Genomic DNA, 11102 nt, shown 5'->3' with positions numbered 1-11102 from the left:
GTCATGGGTCGGATCATCGCAATCACTAATCAGAAGGGCGGGGTCGGCAAGACCACCACCTGCGTCAACCTGGCTGCCTCGCTGGCTGCCAACCGCAAGCGTGTCCTGCTCATCGATCTGGACCCGCAGGGTAACGCCACGGTCGGCTCCGGGCTCGACCGCCGTGAGGTCTCGCCCACGGCGTATGAGGTGTTGGCCGAGCAGGCCTCCGTGGCCGAAGCGGTTCATGGTGTCGCGGGCGCGGGTTTCGATGTGTTGCCGGCGAACGGCGATCTGACTGCTGCCGAGGTGGAACTACTGGAGGCCGATCGACGTGAACAGCGACTCAGCCGTCAGCTTCGTGGCGTCGCCGACCGCTACGACTACATCCTCATCGACTGTCCGCCGTCGCTGAACATCCTGACCCTGAACGCCCTGGTCGCCGCCCACGGCGTGCTCATCCCGATCCAGTGTGAGTACTTCGCCCTGGAAGGGCTGACGGCGCTGCTCGATACCGTTCGCGGCGTGCAGGCGGCGGCCAATCCGAATCTGGCCATCGATGGTCTGTTGCGCACCATGTACGACGCGCGCAACAACCTCGCCAATCAGGTCGGCGAGCAGCTGGCGGCCCACTTCGAGGCGCAGCTCTACCGCACCATGATCCCGCGCAACGTGCGCCTTGCCGAGGCGCCCAGCCACGGCCTGCCGGCCCTGGCGTACGACCGCGCGTCGCGCGGTGCCCTGGCCTACATGGCCCTGGCCACCGAGATGGAACGACGCCACCGCAGCGGTCAGGCGGCCACCGCTGCCTCCGCCTGAGCGACCCACCGCAACCCGAGGAGAGAGCAGACGTATGTCGAACAAGAAGCGTGGTCTCGGCCGCGGCCTGGATGCCCTGCTCGGTGCCGAGCCCGGCGCCGTCGCCGCCGGTCACCCGGTGGATGGCGGCGAGCTTCGCGATCTGCCCGTCGATCTGCTTGAACGCGGCCCCCACCAGCCGCGCCGCCACTTCGACGATCAGGCCCTCCAGGAGCTGGCCGACTCCATCCGCGCCCAGGGCGTCGTCCAGCCGCTGGTGGTGCGCCCGACGGATACCGGACGCTTCGAGATCATTGCTGGCGAGCGACGCTGGCGGGCGGCTCAGCGTGCTGGGATTGATACGGTGCCCGCGCTGGTTCGCGACATCCCCGACGAGGCGGCCATCGCCGTCGGCCTGATCGAGAACCTGCAGCGTGAAGACCTCAACCCGCTGGAGGCCGCCGGCGCGCTGCAGCGGCTGATTCACGAGTTCGGGCTGTCCCATCAAAAAACCGCGGACGCCGTCGGGCGATCCCGCACATCGGTGACCAACCTGCTGCGGCTGCTCGAGCTCAACGAGGACGTTCAGCGGTTGATCAGCGAGGGACGCCTGGAGGCGGGGCACGCCAAGGCGCTTGCTGGCCTGACCGGCACGGCCCAGAGCGAGGCGGCTGCCCGGGTGGCCCGTGACCACCTCACCGTGCGTCAGACCGAGACCCTGGTACGGCGCTATCAGCAGGCAGCCGACACCTCCGCCGACGACGCCAAAGGGGCGGCGGGGGAGGGCAAGCGCCTGGATCCCGACGTCGAGCGCCTGCGCGATACGCTCGCCGACCGCCTCGGCGCGCCGGTGGATATCCAGCACAGTCGCCGCCAGGGCAAGGGGCGTCTGGTCATCCGCTACAGCAGCCTCGAGGAGCTGGACGGTATCCTCGGACGTATCCATTGACTAAGCGGCCCTGATTTGACCCCCCTGATGCCGCCGTTTAGACTCCGCCCCTTATCGATGCCGTAGGGCGTACAGCGTGGAAGTGAGCGAAGCCCTCAATCAGGACTACGAACCACAGGGCATGTGGCGTAGCCGGGCACCCGCACTGCGGGTCGTGCTCGGTGTCCTCCTGGCCCAGGCCGGTGTCGGTGCCATCGCCGCTGGCCTCTGGCTTCTGGATGGTGGCTGGTCGGCGATTGCCGCAGCGTGCGGTGCCGCCATCGCCATCGTCCCGTCCGCCTACTATGCGGCTCACGTCTTCTCCAAGGCGCCGGGGACAGCGCCCCGCCAGGTGCTCCGTGCCTTCTACGTCGGAGAGGTCGTGAAGTTGATTCTCACGGCGGTGCTCTTTATTATCGCGCTCCGATGGTTGAGCGGGCACTTTGTGCCGCTGATAACAACGTACGCAGCCGCCTTAGGCACCTACTGGTTCTTCTTCTTGGGGGCCCTCCGTACCTAGCGCATCCGCGCGGTACCAAACCGGGGAGCAACGTTTGCCATGAGCGCCGACAGCGAGTTCGACGCGACGGACTACATCCAGCACCACCTCACCAACCTTCGCCTGGACCTGACCGAGGGTACGATCGATTCGGAAGCCACCGGCTTCTGGACGCTCCACATCGATACCCTGATCATGTCGTTCGGTCTCGGTGCGTTGTTCTGCTACGTCTTCTGGCTGGCCGCCCGCCAGGCCACACCGGGCGTACCGGGTGGGCTGCAGAACTTCGTCGAGGCCATGATCGAGTTCATCGACAAGACGGTGAAGGAGACCTTCCACGCGAAGAGCAAGGTCATCGCGCCGCTGGCGCTGACCATCTTCTGCTGGGTCTTCCTGTCAAACCTGATGGACCTTGTGCCGATCGACATGGTGCCGAGCATCATGATGGCCGTGGGAGTGGATTACTGGAAGATCCTTCCCAGTGTCGACCTGAACTTCACCTTCGGCCTGTCCCTGAGCGTGCTGGCGCTGATCATCATCTACGGCGTGATGGGTCAGGGCGTTGGCGGCTGGCTCAAGAGCTGGGTGACCCACCCGCTGGGCCCCTGGCTTGCGCCGGCCAACCTGATCCTGAACATCGTGGAGTTCATCGCCAAGCCGGTGTCGCTCTCACTGCGACTGTTCGGCAACCTCTACGCCGCAGAGCTGGTCTTTATCCTGATCTCTCTGCTGCCGTGGTGGATCCAGTGGGCGCTCGGTACCCCCTGGGCGATCTTCCACATCCTGGTCGTGCCGCTTCAGGCCTTCATCTTCATGATGCTCACCGTGGTCTATCTGGCCATGGCGTATGAAGAACATTAAACTGCCTCACTTTCGATACTGAGAATCCGGGAGGAATCACATGGAACTCGCAGAGCTCATTGCTAACGTCCAGGGGCTGACCGCCCTGACCGTGGGCATCCTGATCGCCGGCGGCGCCATCGGCACCGGCATCGGCTTCGGCCTCCTCGGCGGCAAGTTCCTCGAGGGCGTCGCGCGTCAGCCCGAGATGGCCCCGATGCTGCAGGTTCGCATGTTCCTGGTTGCCGGCCTGCTCGACGCCGTCGCCATGATCGGCGTGGGTATCGCGCTGTTCTTCACCTTCGCCAACCCGTTCCTGGGTGCTGTCGAGGCCGCCGCCGGCGCGTAAACACACGCCGGCGCTTTTAAGCCGCCAGCTCGATCGGAGGTGAAACCGTGAACTTTGGTGCCACGTTCTGGGGGCCGATGATCAGCTTCGCGCTGTTCGTCTGGTTCACCATGAAATTCGTCTGGCCGCCGATCCAACAGGCGCTTGCCGACCGGCAGAAGCAGATTGCCGACGGCCTTGCCGCCGGTGAACGCGGCAAGGAGGAGCTGGACAAGGCTCAGGCCGAGGTCGAGGCCATGCTGCGGGATGCCCGGGAGCAGGCCAGCCAGATCATCAACCAGGCGAACAAGCGCCAGGCCGAGATGATCGAGGAGGCTCGGGCCGAGGCCCGCTCCGAGGCCGACCGGATCCTGGCCTCCGCCCGCGAGGAGATCGATCAAGAGATCCAGCGGGCCCGTGAGGATCTGCGTAAGCAGGTCTCGACCATCGCCGTCCAGGCGAGCAGCCAGATCCTGAAGCGCGAGGTGGACGCCAAGGCGCACAAGGATCTGATCGACGAACTGGCGACGCAAATCTAGGGAGGCGCCATGGCCGAGCGCAGCACACTGGCCCGACCTTACGCGCGCGCCGTCTTCGAGCTTGCCGGTGACGACGCGACCGAGCGCCAGGCTTGGTCGCGTCGGCTTGCGGCGGTGGCCGAGGTGGTGCAGGTGCCCCAGCTCGCTTCGTTGCTCACCCACCCGCGGATCAGCGCCGAGCAACTCGCCGGCATTGTCTGCGAGGCGGCTGGCGACCTAGGGCAGACCGGCGAGAACTTTGTCCGGCTGCTGGCGAGCAACCGGCGACTGCAGTATGCGCCGGAAGTCGCTCGGGTCTACGAAGAGCTGCGTGCCGAGGCCGAGGGCATCGTCGACGTAGAGGTGCTTTCGGCGACCCAGCTCGAGGACGCGCAGCAAGAACGCCTGGCCGAAGCGCTCCGTAAGCGCCTCGGCCGAGAGGTGCGGCTGCAGACGCGGGTCGATGAGTCCCTCATCGGCGGGGCGATGATCCGCGCTGGCGACACCACCATAGACGGCTCGGTGAAGGGCAAACTGGCCCGCCTCTCGAGTGCACTGGTTCATTGACGAGGTAGGACGATGCAAGTCAATCCATCGGAGATCAGCGAGCTCATCAAGCGTCGCATTGAGAACTTCGACGCGGCGGCTGAGGCCCGCAACGAAGGCACCGTCGTCAGCGTTGGCGACGGCATCTGCCGCATCCACGGCCTCGCCGACGTCATGTTCGGCGAGATGCTGGAGTTCCCTGACGACACCTTCGGCATGGCCCTGAACCTTGAGCGGGACTCCGTCGGTGCCGTCCTCCTCGGTGACTACCAGCACATCAAGGAGGGGGCCACCGTCAAGTGCACCGGCCGCATCCTGGAGGTGCCGGTTGGTGACGCCATGCTCGGCCGCGTGGTCGACGCCCTGGGTCGCCCCACCGACGGCAAGGGCCCGATCAAGACCGAGGGCAGCGAGCCCATCGAGAAGGTGGCGCCGGGCGTCATCACCCGCGAAGGGGTCGACCAGCCGGTCCAGACCGGCCTCAAGGCCATCGACTCCATGGTGCCGATCGGCCGCGGTCAGCGTGAGCTGATCATCGGCGACCGCCAGACCGGCAAGACCGCGGTGGCCGTCGACGCGATCATCAACCAGAAGGACAGCGGCATTAAGTGCATCTACGTCGCGGTCGGGCAGAAGAACTCGACGGTCGCCAACGTGGTGCGCAAGCTCGAGGAGCACGGCGCGATGGACAACACCATCGTCGTTAACGCCGGCGCCTCCGAGTCCGCCGCCATGCAGTACATCGCCCCCTACGCCGGCTGCGCCATGGGCGAGTACTTCCGCGATCGCGGCCAGGACGCCCTGATCATCTACGACGACCTGACCAAGCAGGCCTGGGCCTATCGTCAGGTGTCGCTGCTGCTGCGCCGTCCCCCGGGCCGTGAGGCCTATCCGGGTGATGTCTTCTACCTCCACTCGCGGCTGCTCGAGCGCGCCTCGCGCATCAACGCCGAGGAGGTGGAGCGTCGGACCAACGGCGAGGTCAAGGGCCAGACCGGTTCGCTGACCGCGCTGCCGATCATTGAGACCCAGGCCGGCGACGTCTCCGCCTTCGTGCCGACCAACGTGATCTCGATCACCGACGGCCAGATCTACCTCGAGACCGACCTGTTCAACTCCGGTGTCCGCCCCGCGGTCAACGCCGGTCTGTCGGTCTCCCGCGTGGGTGGTTCGGCGCAGACGAAGATCATCAAGAAGCTCGGCGGCGGTGTTCGCCTGGCCCTCGCCCAGTACCGGGAGCTGGCTGCCTTCTCGCAGTTCGCCTCGGATCTGGACGAGACCACCCGGCAGCAGCTCGAGCGCGGTAAGCGCACCATGGAGCTGATGAAGCAGGGTCAGTACGAGCCGCAGTCGGTCGGCGAGATGGCCTTCGTGCTGTTCGCCGCCAACGAGGGCTACGTCGACGACGTCGAGAACGACCAGGTGGTCCGTTTCGAGAAGGCGCTGCTCGACTACCTGCGTGCGGAGCACGCCGAGCTGCTCCAGCGCATCACGGAGACCGGCGATTACAACGACGAGATCCACGCCGAGATGCAGAAGGCGATGGATGCGTTCAAGAAGAATCGCACGTGGTGAGCATGCGCTGCCGGGGAGCCGGGTGCTCCCCGGCCGGCCCCTTAACGACACATAGGTGACGGCATGGCCGGGGCGAAAGAAGTCAAGACCAAGATCAAGAGCGTTCAGAACACGCAGAAGATCACGAGCGCGATGGAGATGGTCGCCGCGTCGAAGATGCGGCGTGCCCAGGAGCGTATGGAGGCGACGCGGCCGTACGCCGAGAAGATCCGGCAGGTCATTGGCCACCTCGGCCACGCCAATCCGGACTATCGTCACCCGTTCCTGGTCGAGCGCGACGAGGTCAAGCGCGTCGGGTACATTGTCGTCTCCACCGACCGTGGTCTGTGCGGCGGTCTGAACGTCAACCTGTTCAAGGCGGCGATCAACGACCTTAAGGGCTGGCAGGAGCAGGGCGTGGGGGCTCAGGTGGTCCCCATCGGCGCCAAGGGCATCGGTTTCTTCGAGCGCACCGGGGTCGAGATCCCCGCCGAGGTCCGCGATATCGGCGACCGCCCGAAGCTCGAGCAGATGATCGGGCCGATCAAGGTCCTGTTGGACGCCTACGTGGACGGCACCATCGACCGGGTCAACCTGGTGAGCAACCAGTTCGTCAACACCATGACCCAGCGGCCGCAGGTCCAGCGCCTGATCCCGGTCGAGCCCGTTCGCGAGGAAGAGATGCTCGAGAACTGGGACTACATCTACGAGCCGGACGCCGCCTCGCTGCTCGACGACGTGCTGCGCCGCTACGTCGAGTCCCAGGTCTATCAAGGCGTGGTCGAGAATATCGCCTGCGAGATGGCTGCGCGGATGATCGCCATGAAGAGCGCGTCCGACAACGCCGCAGAGATCATCGACGACCTGCAAATTACCTACAACAAGGCCCGCCAGGCCGCGATCACGCAGGAGCTGACCGAGATCGTCTCGGGCGCCGAGGCCGTGTCGGGTTAATGCTGATTTCCAATATCAACGGCGGGCCCATGAGGCCCGCGAGAAGCTATCTGAGGGGATCCGAATGAGCGCTGGAAAGATCGTTCAGGTGATTGGTGCAGTGGTCGACGTGGAGTTTCCGCGTGACCAGGTGCCGCAGATCTACGACGCCCTCGTGGTCGACGAGCGGGGCCTGACCCTCGAGGTCCAGCAGCAGCTGGGCGATGGCGTCGTCCGCACGATCGCCATGGGGTCCTCCGACGGGCTGACGCGCTCGGAGAAGGTCTCGAACACCGGTAACCCGATTTCCGTGCCGGTGGGCCAGGGGACCCTGGGGCGGATCATGGACGTGCTTGGCGAGCCCGTGGACGAGGCCGGCGAGGTCAAGACCGACGAGCGCTGGTCGATCCACCGCAATGCGCCGAGCTACGAGGAGCAGTCCGGTGGTCAGGAGCTGCTGGAGACCGGCATCAAGGTCATCGACCTGCTCTGCCCGTTCGCGAAGGGCGGCAAGGTCGGGCTGTTTGGCGGTGCGGGTGTCGGCAAGACCGTCAACATGATGGAGCTCATCCGCAACATCGCGGTGGAGCACTCCGGCTACTCGGTCTTTGCTGGCGTCGGCGAGCGGACCCGCGAGGGCAACGACTTCTACCACGAGATGAAGGACTCCAACGTCCTCGACAAGGTCTCGCTGGTCTACGGCCAGATGAACGAGCCGCCGGGTAACCGTCTGCGCGTCGCGCTGACCGGCCTCACCATGGCCGAGTACTTCCGTGACGAGGGGCGTGACGTGCTGATGTTCATCGACAACATCTACCGTTACACGCTGGCCGGTCAGGAGGTCTCGGCGCTGCTCGGCCGTATGCCCTCGGCGGTGGGTTATCAGCCGACGCTGGCGGAGGAGATGGGCAAGCTCCAGGAGCGCATTACCTCCACGAAGACCGGCTCCATCACCTCCGTCCAGGCAGTCTACGTCCCGGCCGACGACCTCACCGACCCGGCGCCGGCGACGACGTTCGCTCACCTGGACGCCACCATCGTGCTGTCGCGCCAGATCGCCGAGCTGGGCATCTACCCGGCCGTCGACCCGCTGGACTCCACCTCGCGGCAGCTCGACCCGCTGGTCATCGGCCAGGAGCACTACGACGTCGCCCGCGGCGTTCAGGGCGTCCTGCAGCGCTACAAGGAGCTCAAGGACATCATCGCGATCCTGGGCATGGACGAGCTCTCCGAAGAGGACAAGCTCACCGTCTCCCGGGCGCGTAAGATCCAACGCTTCCTGTCCCAGCCGTTCTTCGTCGCAGAGGTGTTTACCGGTATGCCCGGTAAGTACGTCTCGCTGAAGGACACCGTCGCGTCCTTCAAGGCGATCATCGACGGCGAGTACGACCACCTGCCCGAGCAGGCGTTCTACATGGTCGGTACCGTCGAAGAGGCCGCCGAGAAGGCCAAGAACCTGTAATCCGGGGGTGCCATGAGCACGCTCCAAGTCGACATCGTAAGTGCTGAAGAGCAGCTGTACGCCGGCCAGGCGAGCATGGTCATTGCGCCGGCGGCCGAGGGTGACGTGGGCATAGCCCCGCGTCACGCTCCGCTGCTGACCCGGTTGCGTCCGGGTGAGCTGCGCATCACCCCGGAGGGCGACGAAGAGGAATTCTTCTTCTACGCCTCCGGGGGCCTGCTCGAGGTCCAGCCGCACAAGGTCACCGTCCTCGCCGACACGGCGGTCCGTGCCCGGGACATCGACGAGGCCGCGGCCCTCGAGGCCAAGCGGCGGGCCGAGGAGAAGCTCCGCGAGCAGAAGGACGAGGTGGACTACAGCTCGGTCCAGGCGGAGCTTGCCGAGGCCATGGCGCAGCTGCGAACCCTGGAGAGCCTGCGCAAGCGGGCCAAGCGCTGACCCGAACGGAGGAACCGACCATGCGGGCACCTGTTGCCGTGGTCATACTGGCTGCGGGCAAAGGGACCCGCATGCGCTCGGCCCAGCCTAAGGTTCTGCAACCGCTGGCTGGGCGCCCCCTGCTTGCCCACGTCCTGGATACGGCCCTGGCCCTGGGGCCGGAGCAGGTTCACGTGGTCTACGGCCACGGCGGCGATCAGGTCGCCGCCGCGCACGCCGATTACCCGGTCTACTGGGTTGAACAGCCCCGCCAACTCGGGACCGGGCACGCGGTGGCGTGCGCGCTGCCGCAGATCCCGGACGATCACCGGGTGCTGGTCCTCTATGGTGACGTCCCCCTGGTCACCCCTGAGACCCTCAAACCCCTGCTTGCCGGAGATGGACTGGAACTCCTGGCAGCCCGGGTCCCGGACCCGACCGGTTACGGCCGCATCATCCGTGATGACGACGGCGCCGTGGTGGCCATCGTCGAGGAAAAGGACGCCGACCCGGAGCAGCGTCGCGTCGATGAGGTCAACACCGGCCTTCTGGCCGCATCGGCCGGTGATCTGCGTCGCTGGATGGCCGCTCTGTCCGCCGACAACGCCCAGGGCGAGTACTACCTGACCGATGCGGTGGCGGCGGCGAGGGCGGACGGCACCCCGGTGCGTGCCCGGTTCACGAGCGAGGCCGGCGAAGCCAGCGGCATCAACGACCTGGTCCAGCTCGCGGAGGTGGAAGAGGCGTTCCAGCGACGCTGGGCGCGGCGCCTGCTGCAGGGAGGGCTGCGCCTGGTAGCGCCGCACCGGTTCACCCTGCGTGGTGCGGTCCGCCACGGTACCGACTGCGCTGTGGACGCTGACTGCACCCTGGAGGGCGAAGTGCAGCTGGGCCATGGGGTGCAGGTCGGCCAAGGGGTGATCCTGCGCGACTGCGTGATCGAGGACGGGGCCCAAGTCGGCCCCTATACTGTGGTCGAGCAAGCCCACATTGGCGCAGGGTGCCGCGTCGGCCCCTTCGCCCATCTGCGTCCAGGGACCGTGCTCGAGGAGGGCGCCCGGGTGGGAAATTTCGTCGAGACCAAGGCAGCCCGCCTGGGCCCTGGCGCAAAGGCCAACCACCTGACCTACGTCGGAGACGCCGAGGTCGGGGCCCGGGCCAACCTGGGGGCCGGCACCATCACCTGCAACTACGACGGGGCCGAGAAGCACCGTACGCAGATTGGTGAGGATGCCTTCATCGGCTCCGGGAGCCAGCTGGTCGCGCCGGTCCAGGTGGGGGCGCGGGCGACCATCGGCGCCGGGACCACCCTGACCAGCGATGCGCCGGCCGACGCCCTCACCGTGGGCCGCAGCCGCGCCCGGACCATCCCCGGCTGGCAGCACCCCGGCTTGACGGGCCGTCGCGGACCTCCCGATGATAACGATGCGACGCCGGCGTCCGGCGGTGCCAAGGAAGAGTAAGGAGCGAGCATGTTCGACCACACAGTCGTTGCGGTGCACTTCGAGTCCCCTTACCAGCCGCTGCTCGATGCCGTCAGCGAGCTGCACAAGTTTGGGGCGAAGCAGTTCACGCTGGTCGATGTCCTGCGTATCGACGATCCGGACGACCTCAGCGAGGGCCATCGGGCCGAGGCCCGCCGCCGTCTTGCGCAGAAGCAGTCAGACCTCCAGGCGGCCGGCTACCAGGTCGACATCCAGCAGCCGATCGGCTTTCCCGCACCGGAGTTGGCCAAGATCGGGCGCGGTTACGGCGCCCAGCTGATCCTCCTCGGTTCGCGAGGCGAGGGGCTGCTGCGCGAGTTCTACCACGGGTCCACGGTTCTGGAGCTGGCCCGGCAGACCGCCCTGCCGGTGCTCATGGAGCGCATCGATCCCGATCCGAACACCTTCGGCCACGGCGAGACCTTCCAGCGGCCGATGCTGGCCACCGACTTCTCCAAGAAGGCCGCCGCCGCCCAGGCGCTGGCCCTGGATGTTGGGGAGCAGGTCGGTGCACTGACGGTGTTGCACGTCACCGACGAGGATACCCGCACCGAAGGGCAGGAGCGCCTGCAGCATTTCGCCGAACAGGCCCAGGCTCGCGGTATCGACGTCACCACGCGTCTGGAGACCGGCACGCCCTCGCGGGTCATCCGCAACGTCGCCGAGAAGGAGCGCAGCAGCATGGTCCTGGTGGGCAAGCGCGGCGACGGGCCGGGCCGGGACCTCGCCTTGGGTAGTACCGCGCAGCAGGTCTGCCGTAACTGCCCCTGCTCGGTGCTGCTGGTGCCCAACGAGCAAGGGATCTGGATCCGCTGA

Annotated in this window: 13 protein-coding genes; all 13 read left to right on the top strand. The window is 66.5% G+C overall.

The genetic code is table 11. From position 1 onward, the window contains the following. Positions 1-3 precede the first annotated feature (3 nt). The 13 genes from HHAL_RS12325 (at position 4) to HHAL_RS12265 (ending at position 11102) form a co-directional block, all read left to right on the top strand. Positions 4-798 carry a ParA family protein gene (locus HHAL_RS12325; protein WP_011815224.1) on the top strand — a complete coding sequence of 265 codons (795 nt, stop codon included), beginning with the start codon at positions 4-6 and terminating at the stop codon, positions 796-798. A 34-nt stretch (positions 799-832) separates the two neighbouring features. Next, entirely contained in the window at positions 833-1726 is an 894-nt protein-coding gene (locus tag HHAL_RS12320) for a ParB/RepB/Spo0J family partition protein (protein ID WP_011815223.1), read from the top strand. 76 nt (positions 1727-1802) lie between these two features. Then, positions 1803-2225 carry an ATP synthase subunit I gene (locus HHAL_RS12315; protein WP_011815222.1) on the top strand — a complete coding sequence of 141 codons (423 nt, stop codon included), beginning with the start codon at positions 1803-1805 and terminating at the stop codon, positions 2223-2225. 39 nt (positions 2226-2264) lie between these two features. Further along, on the top strand, positions 2265-3065 hold the full coding sequence (gene atpB / locus HHAL_RS12310) for a F0F1 ATP synthase subunit A (protein WP_011815221.1): 801 nt from the start codon (positions 2265-2267) through the stop codon (positions 3063-3065). A gap of 40 nt (positions 3066-3105) precedes the next feature. Continuing rightward, a complete protein-coding gene (gene atpE, locus HHAL_RS12305) occupies positions 3106-3393 on the top strand; it encodes a F0F1 ATP synthase subunit C (protein ID WP_011815220.1) in 288 nt (95 codons plus the stop codon). 47 nt (positions 3394-3440) lie between these two features. Then, entirely contained in the window at positions 3441-3911 is a 471-nt protein-coding gene (locus HHAL_RS12300) for a F0F1 ATP synthase subunit B (RefSeq protein ID WP_081432236.1), read from the top strand. 9 nt (positions 3912-3920) lie between these two features. Continuing rightward, a complete protein-coding gene (locus HHAL_RS12295) occupies positions 3921-4457 on the top strand; it encodes a F0F1 ATP synthase subunit delta (protein ID WP_011815218.1) in 537 nt (178 codons plus the stop codon). A gap of 12 nt (positions 4458-4469) precedes the next feature. Beyond that, complete coding sequence (gene atpA, locus HHAL_RS12290) at positions 4470-6011, top strand: F0F1 ATP synthase subunit alpha (protein WP_011815217.1); 1542 nt, start codon at positions 4470-4472, stop codon at positions 6009-6011. Positions 6012-6074: 63 nt separating this feature from the next. Then, on the top strand, positions 6075-6944 hold the full coding sequence (gene atpG / locus HHAL_RS12285; RefSeq protein WP_011815216.1) for a F0F1 ATP synthase subunit gamma: 870 nt from the start codon (positions 6075-6077) through the stop codon (positions 6942-6944). Between the two features lie 64 nt (positions 6945-7008). After that, on the top strand, positions 7009-8385 hold the full coding sequence (gene atpD, locus HHAL_RS12280) for a F0F1 ATP synthase subunit beta (RefSeq protein WP_011815215.1): 1377 nt from the start codon (positions 7009-7011) through the stop codon (positions 8383-8385). A 12-nt stretch (positions 8386-8397) separates the two neighbouring features. Then, the gene (locus HHAL_RS12275; RefSeq protein WP_011815214.1) at positions 8398-8823 is read left to right on the top strand and encodes a F0F1 ATP synthase subunit epsilon; all 426 of its coding nucleotides are present in this window, start codon (positions 8398-8400) and stop codon (positions 8821-8823) included. A gap of 20 nt (positions 8824-8843) precedes the next feature. Further along, positions 8844-10265 carry a bifunctional UDP-N-acetylglucosamine diphosphorylase/glucosamine-1-phosphate N-acetyltransferase GlmU gene (glmU, locus tag HHAL_RS12270; protein ID WP_011815213.1) on the top strand — a complete coding sequence of 474 codons (1422 nt, stop codon included), beginning with the start codon at positions 8844-8846 and terminating at the stop codon, positions 10263-10265. Positions 10266-10274: 9 nt separating this feature from the next. Beyond that, positions 10275-11102 (top strand): universal stress protein, encoded by an 828-nt coding sequence (locus HHAL_RS12265; RefSeq protein WP_011815212.1) that lies wholly within the window; start codon positions 10275-10277, stop codon positions 11100-11102.

The sequence above is a fragment of the Halorhodospira halophila SL1 genome (genome assembly GCF_000015585.1).
Lineage (GTDB): Bacteria > Pseudomonadota > Gammaproteobacteria > Nitrococcales > Halorhodospiraceae > Halorhodospira > Halorhodospira halophila.
The sequence above is the reverse complement of the archived record's forward strand: the minus strand, read 5'-3'. Positions and strand labels throughout refer to the sequence as shown.